Genomic DNA, 17,641 nt, shown 5'->3' with positions numbered 1-17,641 from the left:
TTGTGAATAGAAAGAGTGATTGTTATGGAATGGGAACTGCTCCCGCTCCCTTTATTTTTGATGATCAGTATTTTACTGAATAGTGTGATTGCGGTCGCCGGTGTCCTCCCTAGTGCTTTTTTGACAGCCATCAATGTGAGTGTCCTCGGTCTCGTACCGGGCATCCTCGTATCGATTGTCGGGGAGGCAGTTGGCGCCGTCGTGAGTTTCATCCTTTATCGGAAAGCCCTACACCGTTATGTTTCCCCGAATGGTAGCCGATTTCAACGGCTTCGGGAGTCCGAAGGAGCCGAGGCTTGGTTTCTCGTCCTCGGGATGCGTCTTATGCCATTCGTTCCTTCTGGTCTCGTCACATTATCGGCGGCGTTCAGTCGCATGACGCTCGCCTCGTTCGCAGTAGCAAGTACGATTGGAAAGATTCCTGCCTTGATTATGGAAGGACTGGCGGTGACGGCAGCGATGCAGTTAACGATTGGATGGCAATTGTTTTTAGTTGGTGTCGTCGCCATGACGTATCTTGTTTGGCGAATGCGTCAAAGGAGTGGCGAGAAAATGTGACAAAACGCTTCGACGAAACGTTTGCCGGTCGTCTTTTTCCGCAACATGGTCCAATCGATTAAAATGGATTCTTCAAAGTCCTTCAGGAATGCCTCGTGCAGTTCTTGAATGGATGTAGTATCGAATTGGGCAATCATCATCTCGTGGTTTAGAAACATACTACGAAAATCGAAGTTGGCTGACCCGACGAGGGCAACTTTGCCATCAATCAGTAGTGTTTTCGCATGAATAAAATGGCGATTGTATTTATAAATTTTGATATTGCGCTTCAACAATTGTTCAAAATAATACTCGGTCGCATGGAAGCTAAACCATTCGTCTCCTTTGCCCGGTACAACGATTCGGACATCGATGCCACTACGACCTGCGACTTCAAGAATGGCCAATAGTTCAGGTGGGGGGACAAGGTATGGGGTGGTGAGCCAAATCGATTCTTTGGCATCCATCAACAGACGCATGAGTCCATCGCGAATCGTGACGTCTTTACCAGGCGATGTGACGAGTAGTTGTGTCGCACCGTTTTGCCCTTTCGGTTCATTCACAAAGTACTGAGAGAGGTGCTCTTCATCTGCGAACAAATCCCATGTTTCATCACTCGTCCCTTGTCCTGCGTATAGCCAGTTCTCGACAAAGAGCTGTTGCAATTCTCGGACGAGCGGACCTTCAAGACGGAGATGGGTGTCACGCCAAAAACCGAGTTTATCATTCTTCCCAAGATATTCATCCCCGACATTCAACCCGCCTGTTAGCGCGATTCGCCCATCCACGACAATCAGTTTTTGATGATTGCGGAAGTTGGCGTTAAACACCAGGTACGGATGCAAAACGGGGTCGAACGCCTGAACGTGGACACGGGACTCCCGTAACGGTTGGATAAACTCTTCCCCGATTTCTTGGCTACCGAGTCCGTCATACAGAAAGCGGACAATGACATTTTCATTCGATTTTTGAATGAGGGCGTCTCTAACTTTTAACGAAATGTCATCCGTCCGAAAGAGGTAGTATTGGATGTGGATATGATCGGTTGCACTGTTGATGGCGTCTAATAATGCATCAAATTTCTCTTCACCGTTGACGAGCAGTTTAGTCGAAGTATGACCATCGGCACCGGATGCGCCTAATTTTTCGAGTGTCCGTGTCAACGGGTAAGACGACACAATATCAGGTGAAGTTTCAATTTTCTCGCTTTCGATTGCTTGCCGTAGCATCCGGATCTCTGATGACGTTCGTTTGAAGCGTCGATGACGGCGTGGCGTACGGCCAAACATGACCCATGCCAAGACACCGATGAATGGAATGAAGAAGACGGTCAGTAACCAGGCGAGCTTCCCTTGAGGTTGTACTTGGTCAAATAGAATTTGCCATCCGACGACGAGCGGTGCGATGATGGCGGTTCCAATTAATATAGGAATAAGGACGTCGAGCCAGAACAAGAGACCGATAAGCAAGATGACACTGATCACCATGATGATCAGTTGAATTACGCGACGTTTCAAAGGAAACACCACCTTTCTATATTTCGATGAACGATTAAAACGAGGGGGAATTCCCCCTCGTTTTTTAGTACACGCTGTTCAAAACAGCATTGATTTCGTCCGCATAACGAACGAAGAAGTACACATTCACTGCGAGAGAGAACAAGACGAGGAAGAGACCAAACTGTGCTTTGACCCGATTCCGATTCCAATAGTAGAAGACGGACAAGAGCACTGCCAGTCCTACGAATAGAGCGATGACTTCAACGATTCCCCAGACGATATCCTTGGACAAAAACATGTCGACGATTGTCATGACGACATAAATGAAGACGACAATCCCCATAATCACGACTAAAATAGCTAAAATGATGCTAATCCAATCCGAACTAACTGCGTCAATTAGGTTTTCAATGGCCATTTCATATTCGCTCACAACCGTTCCTCCTTTCGAGAGAGTGCATAACTATTCATCTCTTACCCTTTTTTCAATATCTAAAATCAAGCTTTCGCTGGTGAATGGATGAACGATGGAAGTGGAATTTTTGAAACGATTGCAACGACTGCGAATACATAGAGCCAACTATTCGGCGGGAAAAAGAGAACGAGTAGTACGATAATAGCCAGCGGTTGTCGCATCGCCGTCGCCAGTAAGGCGCTCGTCGTCAAGACGACGGAAAATGTCATATCGATGTCAAACAGTAAACTGAAGAAGTAACCGAGCGTGAATGAAGAAAAAAGAAGAGGATAGATGTGCCCGCCACGCCAACTAGTCGCTAAACAGAATGCGGTAAAAAGCAGTTTCAGTACACTAAATAAGAGAAGGGTATAGAGAGGAATCAGTCGCCACTCGTCGATATACTCAAGAATAGTTTCTTCTCCGGAGAAGAGGAGGTCCGGATAAAGAAGAGCCATGATCCCGATTCCGACTCCACCGAGCGTTGTAAGCAATAAGATTGGTATGTTTGAAAAAAGTCGCATCAATGCATGTTCACTCACCAAATAAAGCCAGCCGAGAACCATGCCGCCAAGAACAATCAATAACATCGTCCAATCGATCTGGACACTTTCAATCGCAGGGAACTTAATGATGAACGGGGGACGCTCATCCAGTTGGTTCAATAAATAAAACGTCCCAATCCCGGCGAGTGTCGCCAGAAGGTTTAGCATCGGTTGTTTCTTCTGCTCGTTCTCCTCAGCCGCAATCGCACCAAATAGTGGCGCGTTGAAGACAATCCCGAGCACGACGGCATGACCGACTTCTTGTAATTCTCCTAACTCTTGACGAACATAGCGGATTCGCTCGGAGAACCATGTCGTGAGTCCGCCGACGATGCCGACGAGCGCGGCCTCAGGACCGAGGCTTGCACCTCCGATGAGAACGAGGAGGGCGGTCAACGTTGTGAATCCAATCAAGCGATAGTCGATACGACCGGTATCTTTTCGTTCTTCCATCACTTCCGGCATGAGACGAGGCATTTGCCCATACCGACGTTGCAACAGGCCGATGCTTACACCAGCGATGACCGGTACGAGAAACAGATAAAACGGAATATCAAATTGCTCAGGTACCGTATGCCATACAACGTGAATCCCTTTATAAACGACGGACAAGAAAAGCCAACTTACTAAACCGATGATGATTCCTAGTACGATTGCATAGCCACTGACAATCCATGATTTCATCTACATATCCACCTCTTTCGCTCCCGTCAACCTTCTATAATATGCTATCTCCTGAACATCTCTGAACGAAACCTAAAAGTAGATGAAACAATAAGGAAGTGATCATAAGGGACCGGTAAATGAAAAAACACAGGATGACGACGAAGTCGATTCCTGTGCTTTTGAAAGTGATGACTTATGCGATTTCAATCTTGTATTGATTGGCAGGGGCCGGTTTTCCGAAGAAATATCCTTGCGCTAAATCGAATCCGAGCTCACGACAGACATCTGCCTCTTCCATACGTTCTACTCCTTCAGCAAGAAGGGTGATGCCCATCGAATGGGTTAACGCACGCACTTGTTTGAGGAAAGCGCGTTTTTCAGCGTCTTCATCACAAAACGAGATATAGGAACGGTCAATTTTGACATAGTCCGGTTCAAGTCGCTTCAACATATCGATTGTCGAGAAGCCTGCCCCGACATCGTCTAATGCCACTTTCATCCCTCGCTTTTTATATGTCGAAAACACGTGTTGGAGATGATCGACGTCATGTACCTTCTCCGTCTCCACGACTTCAAAGATAAAGCGGTCCGGGCTGAGGTCATATCGGTCAATGATGTCAAACGTGTGCTGGAGACAATAGTCCGGGTTATAAATGGTCGAAGGTAAGAAGTTGATGAACGTCTTTTGCTGAGGAGCGACGGCTTCAAACGTTGCTTTGATTGCTTCCGCGCGGGCACGTTGATCGAGTTTCGAATGGAGACCGAAACGGTTTGCCGTCCGGAATAGGTCACCAGGTGAAATGTTGGCGCTACTGCGGAGGAGCGCTTCATATCCGAACGTTTCCGTTGAATCGAGGAAGATGATCGGTTGGAGGTGACTCTCGAACGTGCCGTGCTGAATCTGTTCAATGATGTGCCGATGCGCAAGCTGATCTTTTAGTGCTTCGACCTCGAGCGGAGGCGTCTGACTTTTCGAGTTATAATCGACACAGTAAACCGTTCCTTCCGCATGCAGAAGGAGCGTATCGAGTTCTTCAAACGTTTTGTAAGAGTATTCCTTGAATTTCGTGACGAGTGTTCCTTGAGCAATCAAAGGAATGGTTGTATTACAAGAAGCACAGGGTGACCACATACTATTCCACCTTTCGATTCAGAATTGGTTCAATCAGTATATCGGCAACGTCTCACAAAAAACTCACATTCAAGACCGATTCCGCAAAAAAATCGTGCAAAATGGGTACAGGTTTTGTATACTTCCTATCGTATGATTAAGAAGCGCCTCAAAACGCCACTCGCATACGAACAACTTTTTGAACAGAAAGGGGTTCTATCGATGGACCAAAAATTAAAGTTATGGTTTACGGAGCACCAAACAGAAGATTACGGGATTACGTTCCGTGTAAACCACGTTTATGAGAGCGAACAAACGGAGTTTCAACGACTAGAGATGGTCGAAACGGACGAGTTCGGAACGATGTTGTTACTTGACGGGATGGTCATGACGACGGATAAGGACGAATTCGTCTATCACGAGATGGTCGCACACGTCCCACTCTTTACACACCCGAATCCGAAGCATGTGCTCGTAGTCGGTGGGGGAGATGGCGGTGTCATCCGTGAAATTATGAAACACCCATCAGTAGAAAAAGCAGTTCTCGTGGATATCGACGGGAAAGTCATTGAATATTCGAAGAAATACTTACCAAATATTGCGGGTGAGCTCGATAACCCGCGTGTTGAAGTCATCGTCGGTGACGGATTCATGCATATCGCGAAGTCAGAAAACGAGTACGACGTCATCATGGTCGACTCGACTGAACCGGTCGGACCAGCAGCCAACCTCTTCACAAAAGGGTTCTATGCAGGGATTTCAAAAGCGCTCAAAGAGGATGGCATCTTTGTGGCTCAAACGGATAACCCATGGTTCACACCAGAACTCATCCAAACGGTTCAACGTGACGTGAAGGAAATCTTCCCAATCACGAAGTTGTACACAGCAAACGTACCAACGTACCCGAGTGGCATGTGGACGTTCACGATCGGTTCGAAGAAATACGACCCGGAACAAGTATCAGCTGAGCGGTTCCATGACATCGAAACGAAGTACTATACGCCGAAGCTTCACAATGCAGCGTTCGTTCTTCCGAAATTCGTGGAGGACTTAACAAAATGATTAAGCGTTTCGATGAAGCCTACTCAGGTAAAGTGTTTATCGCCAGCCTCCCAGAGGTGACAGAGGCGAAGACGGTTCTTTACGGGATGCCGATGGACTGGACAGTCAGCTTCCGTCCAGGCTCGCGTTTCGGTCCGAACCGGATTCGTGAAGTATCGATTGGACTCGAGGAATATAGCCCGTATTTAGACGGTGACTTGGCTGATGCCGCGGTGTACGATGCAGGCGATATCCCGCTTCCATTCGGGAACGCACCGAAGTCGCTCGATATGATTGAGGCGTTCGTCAAAGATGTCGTCAAAGCAGGTAAGTTCCCACTCGGCATGGGTGGCGAACACCTTGTCACATGGCCGATCATCAAAGCGATGCACGACGTGTACGGCAACGACTTTGTCATCCTCCACTTGGATGCGCACACGGACCTTCGGGATGAGTATGAAGGCGAGCCGCTCTCACACTCGACTCCGCTCAAAAAAGCGGCAAACTTAATCGGACCATCGAACTGTTACTCGTTCGGAATCCGTTCAGGGATGAAAGAAGAGTTTGAGTGGGCTCGTGAAGTCGGCTACAACATGCATCAATTTGAAGTGATCGAACCACTCAAACGCGTCTTACCGACACTCGCTGGTAAAAAAGTATACGTCACGATCGACATCGACGTCCTCGACCCGTCAGCGGCACCAGGGACAGGGACGCAAGAAATCGGCGGCATCTCAACGAAAGAATTGCTCGAAGCGGTACATGCCATTGCGAACGCAGACCTCGACATCATCGGTGCAGACCTTGTCGAAGTGTCACCGGCATACGATCAGTCGGATATGACAGCCATCGCAGCAGCTAAGATTCTTCGTGAGATGATGATTGGATTCGTGAAGTAAATGCGGAAAAAGGGTCAGCTGGAAATGGAACTGAGCGCTCGGATTACCCAATGGGAGAAAGAATATTTGGGTCGCGGGTCATTGACGTGTAAGGCAGACCTGCTTCGAGACCTCGCCATCGTCACACTCCAAGGCGTGTTGACGCCGGCCGAGTATGATTTGGCTACCAAGTCTTCAGGTCGCGAGCAATTGAAGAAATATCGCAACAATCTCGTCGAATCAGGGCGGAGTCAACTCGAAACGATTGTCGGACAAGTACTCGGTCGTTCGATTGTCTCGCTCCATACGGACATCAGTACGAAAACAGGGGAGCGTCTCATCGTGTTTCGTCTAGATGCCCCTTGGGATCAAACCGATTGACAATGAAACGCCACCTTCTTAAAATGAAAGGCAGAGACGTATAGAGAATCGACTGGACGAGTCAAGATGAAGCGTGCTTTCGAAATCTTATGACGGAGCTACTGACCAATTCAATAAACCGACAGTTGTCGGCCTGACGGATCGATTATTCGAGCTGTCGGCATACAGCGCACGCCTTCTTTAGGTGTGCGCTTTTTTGTCGCCAAGGAGGAAGATGTATGGAATTGTTTTTATTTTTATTGACGAGCGCCCCGGTACTACTGTTTGTGACGGGCGTTATCGCCGCAGTCGGAAAATCAAACTTAAAGATCCCGGATTCATTGAGTACGACGCTCAATATTTACTTACTGCTTGCTATCGGACTGAAGGGAGGTATGGGACTCGCCTCGGTATCTTTTGAAGACATCGCATTACCGCTGACCGTGACGCTGTTGATTGGGATTTTGCTACCTCTTCTCGCATTCTATGTCGGAGGAATGTTCAAATTCTCATTCCCTGAGCGAATTGCCATGGCTGCGACGTTCGGCTCGGTGTCACTCGTCACCTATGTAGCAGCATCGACACAGCTCGAGCGTCTCGGGATTGCGTACGAGCCGTTCATGACAACACTAGTCGTCGTCCTTGAAATTCCCGGCCTGATTGTGGCGTTACTGCTGTATAATCAGACACACGTGATGGGAATCACGGCTACGTCAGGGAAGGCGAACTCTCTATCGGTGTTGCGGGAGAGTTTGTTCTCGAAAAGTATCCTCTTGATGTTTGCAGGTCTGATTGTTGGACTGGTGACACCAGACGCCACACCGCTCAAACCATTTTTCGTCGACTTGTTCCCGGGCGTTTTACTCTTATTCTTACTAGGTCTAGGAATGAAAGTCGGACAGCAGTTGAAAACGGTACCGTCATATGGACTAAAATTTATGATGATGGGGATGGTGTTTCCGTTAGTCGGAGCACTTGTCGGCTTTATTGCAGCGGGGATTGCCAATTTATCTGACGGCGGAACGATCCTCTTGATGACACTCGCAGCGAGTGGGTCGTATATCGCCGCTCCCGCCATGTTACAAGCCTCGGTCCCAGAAGCGAAACCATCATTTTATTTGACCCTTTCGCTAGCTGTCACGTTCCCGTTCAACCTGTTAGTTGGAATCCCGCTATACATTGCGATCGTCACATGAAAAAAGCGTCGACTCGAAAAGAGTCGGCGCTTTTTGTATGAGTTCATCTGTATGGATTACTGTTTTACTTTTTGTTCCTCCATACATTTTAAAGCAGCCGTCCAGCTTCCGAATAAGGCATTGATTGTCGATGTACTTGGAACATTTCGACCTTCGGCCCATTTCCGGTAGTGGAGGATACTAAAATGTGGTAGCTCTGTTTTGGCTAACTGCAAGGCATCAATGACATCTTCCTCATCCCATTTACGTTTCGGAGGAGCGATATCCAAGACAAATAGCGCATAGCTCCATGATCCGTATTTGCGAGCGATTGTCGCTACCGTCGGATAGCCTTTTTCCTGTGCCCAAACGGCGTAATGTTGGGACGTGAGACGCTCTAACTTTTCGGAGGCTTCAATCAAGGCTTGAATGATCCGTTCTTCATTGTTCCGTACCGTTGTCGTTTGAAGCTTGGCTTCACGTAACGCATTCGACCACGAACCGAACCGGCTGCTGATCAGCGTCAAAGAAGGGGCTTGCGAGATTTTTGCCCAGGCACGATACGTTTGGCTCGTGAAGAGTTCAAGTTCTTCTGAGGCCTCAATCAGTGCGGTCAAAATATCTTCATCTGAATAATAACGATACAACATCTTAATCTCCGCCGCTTGAACGGCTTCCCGCCAAGAACCAAATTTGTAAATCACGGTCGATAGGGAGGGGACGTCTTTGTTTCGGGCCCATAGTGTGTACTGTTTTGTGTCAAATTCTTCAAGTTCATTCGCTGCTTGTCTTAGGCATGAGAGGATCTGTTGCTCTGTCCATCGTTTCATCGTGATGTCTCTCCTTTTCAGAAGCAAGTCGTGGCTTCAAAGGTCATGGTGTGGTTAAACAATGGTGGTCCTGAAGGAAAGCTAGAATATGTGTCCGGTGACGAGATATGAAAAGGGAGGAACCTGAATCGATTGACTACTTTGGGAGAATGCGACATTCGCAAAATCTCAAAGTGAAAATAATCCAAATGTCCTACCTTCTACTTCCCATAATACCCATATAAATTAAAAATATTCACAAAAGAAAGTAAAAACTCATTACACATTTGTTAAACCGTTTCATGACGAAATGTCATTCGTATCAAAAAGCTATTCTTTTCTTTTGGATTGTGAATCTTGAACGGGTACTTATCTAGCATCAACTCGAAGCTGATTGGGATGGAAGGTGGTGAAAGGATGAGTACTCCAACTGTTCGGTCTCCCATTGATCGAAAAAATGCGCTCTTGATGTTACTCGATATCACGATTGCAGGGCTCGCGATTTTCGTGACGTTTGACCTATTCTTTGCAAATGATCCGACGGTAACATCGGACCCGCTAGATTTGATCACGATCCTCGGATTGAAGACGCTCGTTCTTCTCATTTTAGGATGGGTGACTCGGGTATACCGAATCGACTGGCGATACGGATCGATGCGTGAATTGCAATTGCTGGCGATTGTGTTGGTCATGAGTGACACGTTCGTCTTATTCGCATCATACGTATTATTGGATGGCTTTTCCTATCAAGCAATTTTTATTCAAAGCTTACTCGCATTTAACGGAATGTTATTTATCCGACTCGTCGCTAGAACACGATCGTTTTTCCGATTTCACGCACCGGTGTCGAATGGAAAAGCTACCTTGGTTATCGGTGGTGGGGAATCGGGTCAAAAAATCATTAAAGAACTGAAAGAGCATCGAACGAATGTGCTGCATGTGGTCGGGGTGTTGGATGATAATCCATTGCTTCACCGTCTCTACATTCACGGGACACCGGTCATCGGTTCAATCGATTTATTAGAACGCAAAATTGAAGAGCTGAATATCGAAGTGGTTGTGTTGGCCATTCCTTCCCTTCCTTACGGAGATCGGGTCCAACTTTTGAAACGAATCGAGAAGACAGGCGTCGAATCCCATGCACTGCCAATGCTTGCGGAACTCGCATCCGGAAAGGTGTCATTAAATGAGATTCGTGAAGTGGCCATTGAAGACTTGCTCGGCCGTGAACCGGTTCAGCTCGACGTTTCGGAGATCTCTCAGACGTTGAGTGGATTGACCATTTTCATCTCGGGTGCGGGAGGGTCGATTGGCTCAGAGCTTTGTCGTCAATTGATGAAATTCAATCCAGGCAAACTGATCCTGTTTGGACATGGCGAGAATAGCATATATGCAATCGATCGCGAACTCCGCTTACTCGGGTCTGATACAGAGATTTGTCCCGTCATCGGTGACGTCCAAGACCGGGCGCGGGTGACGGAAGTGTTTGATCAGTATCGTCCGGACGTTGTCTATCATGCGGCAGCTCACAAGCACGTTCCGCTCATGGAAGACAATCCGAGAGAGGCAGTGAAAAACAATATTTACGGAACGAAGAATATGGTCGAAGCCGCCGATTTCTTTGAAGTGAAGCGGTTCGTCATGATCTCTACGGATAAGGCGGTCAATCCGACGAACGTGATGGGTGCCACGAAACGAGTAGCAGAAATGATCGTCCAACAGCAGGCTCGCCACAGCGAAACGACATTCTCGGTCGTTCGTTTCGGCAACGTCTTAGGAAGTCGTGGCTCCGTCGTTCCGCTCTTTAAAGAACAAATTCAACGGGGCGGACCGATTACGGTGACGCATCCAGAGATGACCCGATACTTTATGACCATCCCGGAAGCGAGTCGCCTCGTCATTCAAGCGAGCGTGCGCGCAAATGGGGGCGAAGTGTTCGTACTAGATATGGGGAATCCCGTCAAAATTGTGGACTTGGCGAAACGGATGATTACACTGAGCGGTTTCACCCTCGAACAAATCCCGATTCATTTCAGTGGCATTCGTCCTGGTGAGAAGCTGTTCGAAGAACTGCTCGCAACGAGCGAACATACGAATCAAGTATATGAAAAGATTTTCGTCGGTTGTACAAGACCCTTTAAATCGGTTGATCCGATTTTGAAAACGATTGAATATCTACTCGATCAATCGAATGGACTCACTTCTTTCTTGTTGTTTGTCGCAAACAACGAACTGCCAGAAGAAGTGATGGAAAGTATTTTTGCGCCACAAATCGAACCGGTACGCATGCGAGTCAACGAGTCAACGCAAAGGAGGAAGTCGTTATGAAAAAAACAGTTCTCGTGACCGGAGTGGCTGGGTTCATTGGTTTTCATCTAGCTCGACGGTTGCTAAAAGAAGGACATCATGTCATCGGGATCGATGTGGTCAATGATTATTACGATCCGAGATTAAAAGAATCAAGACTTCATGTGTTGACGCATCCTCGTTTCAAACTCTATCGTGATGCCCTCGAAAATAAGATGGCAATCACACGTGTCTTCGAAAAAAACCAACCCCAAGTCGTGGTCAATTTGGCGGCTCAGGCCGGTGTACGCTACAGTCTAGAAAATCCAGATGCTTATATTCAATCCAATATCGTTGGTTTCTTGAACATCTTGGAGGCTTGTCGCTTCTATCCAGTAGAGCAATTGATTTATGCCTCATCTAGCTCGGTTTACGGATCAAATCAGGCGATGCCATTTTCCGAACAACACCCGGTCGATCATCCGCTATCCTTGTATGCGGCTTCGAAGAAGGCGAATGAGTTGATGGCTCATACGTACAGCCATTTGTTCGGTCTAAAAACGACGGGGTTGCGATTCTTTAGCGTCTATGGGCCATGGGGGCGTCCCGATATGGCACTTTACAAATTTACGGAGGCGATTTTAAAAGGCGAACCAATCGATGTATACAACTATGGTGAGATGGAACGAGATTTCACATACATCGACGACATCATCGAGTCGATTGTCCGACTTATGGATATCGCACCGTTGGCAGATGAGGAGTTTGACTATGAACATCCTCTACCTGACCGGAGTGACGTTCCGTTTCGTGTCTATAACATTGGAAATCAGCAACCGGTATCTTTGATGGACTTTATTCGGACGATCGAAGAGCGAGTCGGGAAAAAGGCCATCCTCCGCTTGTTACCACTTCAGGCGGGAGATGTACCCGCGAGTTTTGCCGATTCCTCCTCTTTATATGAATCGATTGACTTTCAACCACAGACGTCGATTCGCGATGGCGTAAACGCGTTTATCGACTGGTACATCGCCTATCATCAAGTGTTGAAGGAGGGCATCGAGTAATGGGGATTTTACAGGATCGGATTTATGCACACTCACCGATTCGCCTCCAAAATTGGCTGGTTTCCTTATATGGAATCAAGTTATATCGGGAGCGATACGGTCAGTACTATGAGCAGGAATTGGAGCGACTGAGACGTGCTCCAAATGAAGCGTCACCTGATGCAAAACTCAATCATTTGAATCAATTCCTACAGTTTTGTAATCAACACAACGTGTACTATCAACGACTCTTCAAAAAACACGGGGTTACCTTACCCTTAAAGAGCTTAGAAGACTTTAAACGGATCCCTCCTTTAGAGAAAGAGACGCTTCGAACGGATGAGACCATCTTTTCTAACCTTCATGCCCCGATCATCGGCATGACGGGCGGGACGACAGGTAAATCGATTCAGGTTCGTTTCACCGAATACGATTATCAAATGCGAATGGCGCATCTCGATTTTTTTAAAGAACAACATGGTTTTCGCCGTGGGATGAAGCGAGCTAGTTTTACAGGACGGATGATTTGTCCAGGTAATCAAAAAAATGCGGTGTATTGGCGGTACAATGCCCCGATGAAGCAAATGCTCTACTCGGTCGTGCATTCGAATCCGACGACGATTCCACACTACATCGATTCGTTGAACGAATTTCAACCGGCCGCACTCGACGGTTCACCTTCCGATATGATTGAAATCGCAAAATATTTGAAAACCCATCAAAAGACGTTATCGTTCCGACCGGTGGCTTTATTTCCAACCTCGGAGACGCTCACACCATCCGGACGCTTGTTGTTAGAAGAGATGTTCCAAGCGCCGGTTTACGATCAATATGCTTCTTCGGAAGGGGCTCCTATCGTTACGGAGTGTGAGTGCGGGAAGATGCACTTACGTCCTGAGATGGGAATCATCGAGACGGATGCATTTGGAGAGGCGCTCGTCACCAGTTTCACGACGCACGGAACACCGCTGATTCGCTACCGCATTGGCGATCGGATGACCCTCAGTGAAGCGATGTGTCCATGTGGACGACAGGACACCATTATCGAGTCAATCGATGGTCGTCAAATGAACTATGTTGAGACGCCGGAAGGCTATAAGGTGTTTGAAGGAGATTTGACCGCAGCGGTCGGCGTGCTGCCGAACTCTATTATTCAGATTCAAGTGTTGCAACACAAAATAGACGAAATTGAGATGCTGTACGTGAAGGATGAAGCACGATTTGAGCCTGAACATGAAGTCGCGCTCCAAAAAGAAGTCGAGCGTCTGTTTACTTCACGAATGAAAGTTCTTTTACGAGATGTGAAAAGCATCAAGAAAGAAAAGAACGGAAAAGTCCGAGTCGTGAAACGACTCTACACTTAGCGAGAGGAGACTACACCATGGCAGGGTTTGCGCTTCGTGATTTATACATGAAATCACCGATTCGATTACAACAATGGATGACGACATTGTATGGAATGAAACTATGGCAAGAACGGTACGGACGCACATATGAGCGTGAGTTAGTCGTTTTAGCCAATCGTCCCAAAGATGGGGCAGTCGTCGCAGCCGATCAATTGAAGCGACTCAATGCGTTTCTCGAATTTTGTGCGATGCACAATGCATATTATCAAAAACTGTTTGAAGAAAACGAGATTGTTCTTCCCCTTCAATCGATGGAAGAGTTGAAGCGCATCCCGATCCTCGAAAAAGAAACAGTTAGGAAAAATCCGGACATCCATTCTAACATCAAAACAGACATTCTTGGTCGAACCGGTGGAACGACAGGGACGTCCTTGCAAGTCCATTTCACGAAAGAAGACTATCAAAGACGTATGGCCCACGTTGACTTTTTCAAAGCGCAACACGGGTTTATCAGAGGAATGAAACGAGCGAGTTTCACAGGACGGAAAATTTGTAATCCGAATCAAGAAAAACCTGTATTTTGGCGCTACAATCGACCGCTCAATCAGATGCTGTTCTCGCTCTATCATGTCAATCCTCAGACTATCCCTCATTACATCGACGCATTAAATCGATTCAAACCAATTGTATTAGACAGTGCACCGTCTGCCATGATTGAAATCGCAAAATACATCAAAGAGAATCAGATCCCACTTGAATTTCAATTAATGGCTATTTTTCCGACAGCCGAAACGATTACGCCTCAAGGAAGAGCCATCTTAGAAGAGGCGTTTAATGCCCCGGTCTTTGATCAGTACGCGTCTTCTGAGGGGGCACCGATTTTAACAGAATGTACCCATGGGAATATGCATCTCCACCACGAAACAGGCGTGATCGAGTCGTATGGGGATCACGAAGAAATTTTAGTGACGAGTTTTACGACCCATGGGACACCGCTCGTTCGTTACCGGGTTGGCGATCGGATGAAAATTGGAGAGGGGACATGTGCTTGTGGACAGGGAGGAACGTTCGTCACTTCCATTGAGGGACGCGAAAGCAATTATGTACTCACTCCAAACAAACAAAAAATCTATGAAGGGGATTTGACGACCGTTGTCCGAGTGTTACCCAACTCGGTCATCCAAACGCAATATCGGCAACATGATTTGTATCATATCGAACTAAAATACGTCCCGGATCTGGAACGCTTCAAGCCAGAACATGAAGAGATTATGAGGAGCGAGTTGGAACTACTGTTCGGTAAAGAGGTCGTGATTACGTTGACCCCCGTGCAATCAATTCCTCGGGGACCGAATGGAAAAGTCATTGTGATTGATAAAACCGCATAATTCCGAATCTCAGGAGGCAGATGGACATGGATAAACTCATCTCAGAATCACGTACAACACGAAAAACCATTGCCAATCGTCACGTAGCTGTAGTCGGACTAGGATATGTCGGACTCCCTGTCGCTGTTGCGCTAGGTGGCGTAGGAGACGTCATCGGAGTAGACATCAATGAAGCGCGTATCAATGAGCTTACCCTTCATCTCGACAGCACGCGAGAAGTTGAATCAGTAGACCTTGAGCAAGCAGCGGTCTTATATACGACGGATGTCGCCAAACTTGAAGAGGCGGATTTCATTATCGTGGCTGTGCCAACACCCATCAATGATCAAAATCAACCAGATCTAGGACCGATTTGTAGCGCGACTCGTGCTGTTGGAGCGCATTTGCGACCAGGTACGATTGTCGTATACGAATCTACGGTCTATCCGGGACTGACAGAGGAAGAGTGTATCCCATTACTTGAAAAAACATCGGGTCTCCGGGCCGGGATTGATTTTAAAGTCGGCTACTCTCCAGAACGAATCAATCCGGGCGACCGTGAGCATACATTCCGCACAATCAAAAAAGTCGTAGCTGCCGAGGATGAAGAAACACTCGATGTGGTAGCGGCTGTTTATGAGACGGTAGTCGATGCCGGCGTTCATCGCGCTTCCTCGATTAAAGTGGCTGAGGCGGCCAAAGTGATCGAGAATACACAGCGCGATTTGAACATCGCGTTGATGAATGAATTGGCCATCATCTTCGATCGCATGAACATCGATACGCTCGAGGTGTTAGAGGCTGCCGGGACGAAATGGAACTTCCTAAACTTCCGGCCAGGTCTAGTCGGTGGACATTGTATCGGCGTCGACCCATTCTATTTGACGATGAAGTCTGAAATGCTCGGTTATCATCCGGAAGTGATTTTAGCAGGTCGTCGAATCAACGAGACGATGGGACGTTTCGTCGCCACATCATTGATAAAAACGATGATTAGTCAAAACATGGCCATTCTCGGATCGCGCGTGACGGTCCTCGGGATGTCCTTCAAAGAGAATGTCAGTGATATCCGAAATTCGAAAGTGGCTTCCTTGATTCGAGAGGTCGAGGAGTTCGGCTTAGAAGTGCAAGTGTGTGACCCGCTCGTCGATCCGGAAGAGGTACGACGAGAGTATGGAATCGACGTCAAATCATACTGTGACTTAAAACCAGCAGATGTCGTCATCTATGCCGTGTCTCACGATGAATTCGTTCAAGAGGGTTGGACGATTGCGAAACGCCAGCTGAAGTTAGGTCGTGGCATCGTCATTGACTTGAAAGGCATGCTCGATCGCGCGATGAAGCCGGAGGAGGTGCACTTATGGCGCCTTTAAAGATTCTCCAGTTCTGCGCTGTCGATATGACAGCGGATGTGTTGCTACGTCCTCTCATTGAGTCGCTGAAGGCGGAAGGACACGAAGTCGACGTCGCGTGTGCTTACGGTGATCGGACGGATCGTCTTCGGGACGAAGGATGGGTCATTCATACGTTGCCAATCGATCGAAAGTTTAGCCCGAAGCGTAATCTACAGACCATTCAAGAGTTGGTGAGGTTATTGCGCCGCGAAAAATATGATGCCATTCACGTCCACACCCCGGTGGCCGCAGCGTTAGGAAGAGTTGCGGCCCGCATTGCCAGGACACCACATATTCTCTATACCGCACATGGATTTTACTTCCACGAACGAATGGGTCGAATCGCATACGAACTCGTCTTCTGGTTAGAGAAATCACTCGCGGCATTAGCGACCGATTGGTTGTTGCTCCAAAGCGAGGAAGATTACTCACTCGCTAAAACAAGACATTTCAAAGAGGACGAACGATTGATGCATCTCGGAAACGGGATTGATTTAAATCGATTTTATCCGACAGAGAAACACATTTCCCCAGAACATTTAAAGTTCTTGTTTGTCGGAAGGCTCGTTCAAGAAAAAGGAATCCTAGATTTACTTCAGGCGTTCGATGAACTGACGAAACGCTATCCGAACGCGACGTTGACGATTGCTGGAGAGTTGATGACGAGTGAACGTGATCAAGAGACGGCGAAACAAGTCGAGGCGCATTTAGCCAAAAATCCACAGATTCATTACGCCGGATTCGTTCGGGATACCCCCTCTTTATTTGCAGCACACGACGTCTTTTTACTCCCCTCTTATCGTGAAGGATTGCCACGCTCTATTCTTGAAGCCATGGCGTCCGGATTACCTGTCATCGCTACCGATATCCGTGGCTGTCGAGAAGAAGTCACGGATGGGGAAACCGGCTTTCTCGTTCCGGTCGGTCGACCTGAGGCACTGACCTTGGCGATGCGCTGGTTCATTGAACATCCTGAACAGTGTTATTCATTCGGGCAACGTGGTCGCGAAGTGGTCGAAGAAAAATTTGATGAAACGAAAATTTTAAGTCGTCAACTTCACCTGTTCGCACAAATTAGTAGCCGTGAAGTGGGATGAACCGATACGTCAATCACGTAAGGGGGAGGC

The 17,641-nt window shown here is 47.5% G+C and carries 16 protein-coding genes; 11 read left to right on the top strand and 5 right to left on the bottom strand.

Annotation, left to right across the window (positions count from 1 at the left end; all coding sequences use genetic code 11):
• The first annotated feature begins 24 nt into the window (after positions 1–24).
• The gene (locus tag GVY43_RS09475; protein ID WP_074035619.1) at positions 25–558 is read left to right on the top strand and encodes a TVP38/TMEM64 family protein; all 534 of its coding nucleotides are present in this window, start codon (positions 25–27) and stop codon (positions 556–558) included.
• Here GVY43_RS09475 and cls read toward each other — a convergent pair.
• The 4 genes from cls to GVY43_RS09455 form a co-directional block, all read right to left on the bottom strand.
• Positions 534–2,063: a cardiolipin synthase gene (gene cls, locus GVY43_RS09470; RefSeq protein WP_236548953.1), complete on the bottom strand. Its 1,530-nt coding sequence runs from the start codon at positions 2,061–2,063 to the stop codon at positions 534–536. The genes GVY43_RS09475 and cls overlap by 25 nt on opposite strands.
• Before the next feature lie 55 nt (positions 2,064–2,118).
• Positions 2,119–2,469, bottom strand: coding sequence for a hypothetical protein (locus tag GVY43_RS09465; protein ID WP_074035622.1), 351 nt, complete (start codon positions 2,467–2,469; stop codon positions 2,119–2,121).
• Between the two features lie 65 nt (positions 2,470–2,534).
• Complete coding sequence (locus GVY43_RS09460) at positions 2,535–3,719, bottom strand: chloride channel protein (protein ID WP_159563013.1); 1,185 nt, start codon at positions 3,717–3,719, stop codon at positions 2,535–2,537.
• A 175-nt stretch (positions 3,720–3,894) separates the two neighbouring features.
• On the bottom strand, positions 3,895–4,833 hold the full coding sequence (locus tag GVY43_RS09455) for an EAL domain-containing protein (protein WP_159563012.1): 939 nt from the start codon (positions 4,831–4,833) through the stop codon (positions 3,895–3,897).
• A 201-nt stretch (positions 4,834–5,034) separates the two neighbouring features.
• On the opposite strand from GVY43_RS09455, the gene speE reads away from it, so the two are divergent.
• The 4 genes from speE to GVY43_RS09435 all read left to right on the top strand — a co-directional run bounded on the left by speE (position 5,035) and on the right by GVY43_RS09435 (position 8,287).
• Positions 5,035–5,874, top strand: coding sequence for a polyamine aminopropyltransferase (gene speE, locus GVY43_RS09450; RefSeq protein ID WP_012727429.1), 840 nt, complete (start codon positions 5,035–5,037; stop codon positions 5,872–5,874).
• Positions 5,871–6,752: an agmatinase gene (gene speB, locus GVY43_RS09445; RefSeq protein WP_012727428.1), complete on the top strand. Its 882-nt coding sequence runs from the start codon at positions 5,871–5,873 to the stop codon at positions 6,750–6,752. The genes speE and speB overlap by 4 nt, the downstream gene beginning before the upstream one ends.
• Positions 6,753–7,112 (top strand): DUF2294 domain-containing protein, encoded by a 360-nt coding sequence (locus tag GVY43_RS09440; RefSeq protein ID WP_031422162.1) that lies wholly within the window; start codon positions 6,753–6,755, stop codon positions 7,110–7,112. It begins immediately after the preceding gene.
• Positions 7,113–7,330: 218 nt separating this feature from the next.
• A complete protein-coding gene (locus GVY43_RS09435) occupies positions 7,331–8,287 on the top strand; it encodes a sodium-dependent bicarbonate transport family permease (protein ID WP_159563011.1) in 957 nt (318 codons plus the stop codon).
• Between the two features lie 56 nt (positions 8,288–8,343).
• Here GVY43_RS09435 and GVY43_RS09430 read toward each other — a convergent pair whose 3' ends face one another.
• Positions 8,344–9,096: a homing endonuclease associated repeat-containing protein gene (locus GVY43_RS09430; protein ID WP_012727425.1), complete on the bottom strand. Its 753-nt coding sequence runs from the start codon at positions 9,094–9,096 to the stop codon at positions 8,344–8,346.
• A 396-nt stretch (positions 9,097–9,492) separates the two neighbouring features.
• Here GVY43_RS09430 and GVY43_RS09425 point away from each other — a divergent pair, with 396 nt between their 5' ends.
• The 6 genes from GVY43_RS09425 to GVY43_RS09400 are packed head-to-tail and all read left to right on the top strand — an operon-like array spanning position 9,493 to position 17,611.
• Positions 9,493–11,403, top strand: a complete 1,911-nt coding sequence (locus tag GVY43_RS09425) for a nucleoside-diphosphate sugar epimerase/dehydratase (RefSeq protein WP_159563010.1) — start codon at positions 9,493–9,495, stop codon at positions 11,401–11,403.
• Positions 11,400–12,428 (top strand): NAD-dependent epimerase, encoded by a 1,029-nt coding sequence (locus tag GVY43_RS09420; RefSeq protein ID WP_031422166.1) that lies wholly within the window; start codon positions 11,400–11,402, stop codon positions 12,426–12,428. Before GVY43_RS09425 ends, GVY43_RS09420 begins: the two co-directional genes overlap by 4 nt.
• Positions 12,428–13,771, top strand: coding sequence for a phenylacetate--CoA ligase family protein (locus tag GVY43_RS09415; protein ID WP_031422168.1), 1,344 nt, complete (start codon positions 12,428–12,430; stop codon positions 13,769–13,771). The genes GVY43_RS09420 and GVY43_RS09415 overlap by 1 nt, the downstream gene beginning before the upstream one ends.
• Before the next feature lie 17 nt (positions 13,772–13,788).
• Positions 13,789–15,141, top strand: a complete 1,353-nt coding sequence (locus tag GVY43_RS09410; RefSeq protein ID WP_159563009.1) for a phenylacetate--CoA ligase family protein — start codon at positions 13,789–13,791, stop codon at positions 15,139–15,141.
• A gap of 26 nt (positions 15,142–15,167) precedes the next feature.
• Entirely contained in the window at positions 15,168–16,493 is a 1,326-nt protein-coding gene (locus GVY43_RS09405) for a nucleotide sugar dehydrogenase (RefSeq protein WP_159563008.1), read from the top strand.
• A complete protein-coding gene (locus tag GVY43_RS09400) occupies positions 16,481–17,611 on the top strand; it encodes a glycosyltransferase family 4 protein (RefSeq protein ID WP_159563007.1) in 1,131 nt (376 codons plus the stop codon). The genes GVY43_RS09405 and GVY43_RS09400 overlap by 13 nt, the downstream gene beginning before the upstream one ends.
• Positions 17,612–17,641 lie beyond the last annotated feature (30 nt).

This window comes from Exiguobacterium sp. 8H, from assembly GCF_902506255.1.
Taxonomy (GTDB): Bacteria; Bacillota; Bacilli; order Exiguobacteriales; family Exiguobacteriaceae; genus Exiguobacterium; species Exiguobacterium profundum.
This window is presented reverse-complemented; position numbering and strand designations above follow the sequence as displayed.

Excerpts from the sequence above, each read along its gene's own strand:
- GVY43_RS09475 (WP_074035619.1), top strand. The coding sequence starts at position 25 with ATGGAATGGGAACTGCTCCCGCTCCCTTTATTTTTGATGATCAGTATT.
- GVY43_RS09460 (WP_159563013.1), bottom strand. The coding sequence starts at position 3,719 with ATGAAATCATGGATTGTCAGTGGCTATGCAATCGTACTAGGAATCATC.
- GVY43_RS09455 (WP_159563012.1), bottom strand. The coding sequence starts at position 4,833 with ATGTGGTCACCCTGTGCTTCTTGTAATACAACCATTCCTTTGATTGCT.
- speE (WP_012727429.1), top strand. The coding sequence starts at position 5,035 with ATGGACCAAAAATTAAAGTTATGGTTTACGGAGCACCAAACAGAAGAT.
- speB (WP_012727428.1), top strand. The coding sequence starts at position 5,871 with ATGATTAAGCGTTTCGATGAAGCCTACTCAGGTAAAGTGTTTATCGCC.
- GVY43_RS09440 (WP_031422162.1), top strand. The coding sequence starts at position 6,753 with ATGCGGAAAAAGGGTCAGCTGGAAATGGAACTGAGCGCTCGGATTACC.
- GVY43_RS09435 (WP_159563011.1), top strand. The coding sequence starts at position 7,331 with ATGGAATTGTTTTTATTTTTATTGACGAGCGCCCCGGTACTACTGTTT.
- GVY43_RS09430 (WP_012727425.1), bottom strand. The coding sequence starts at position 9,096 with ATGAAACGATGGACAGAGCAACAGATCCTCTCATGCCTAAGACAAGCA.
- GVY43_RS09425 (WP_159563010.1), top strand. The coding sequence starts at position 9,493 with ATGAGTACTCCAACTGTTCGGTCTCCCATTGATCGAAAAAATGCGCTC.
- GVY43_RS09420 (WP_031422166.1), top strand. The coding sequence starts at position 11,400 with ATGAAAAAAACAGTTCTCGTGACCGGAGTGGCTGGGTTCATTGGTTTT.
- GVY43_RS09415 (WP_031422168.1), top strand. The coding sequence starts at position 12,428 with ATGGGGATTTTACAGGATCGGATTTATGCACACTCACCGATTCGCCTC.
- GVY43_RS09410 (WP_159563009.1), top strand. The coding sequence starts at position 13,789 with ATGGCAGGGTTTGCGCTTCGTGATTTATACATGAAATCACCGATTCGA.
- GVY43_RS09405 (WP_159563008.1), top strand. The coding sequence starts at position 15,168 with ATGGATAAACTCATCTCAGAATCACGTACAACACGAAAAACCATTGCC.
- GVY43_RS09400 (WP_159563007.1), top strand. The coding sequence starts at position 16,481 with ATGGCGCCTTTAAAGATTCTCCAGTTCTGCGCTGTCGATATGACAGCG.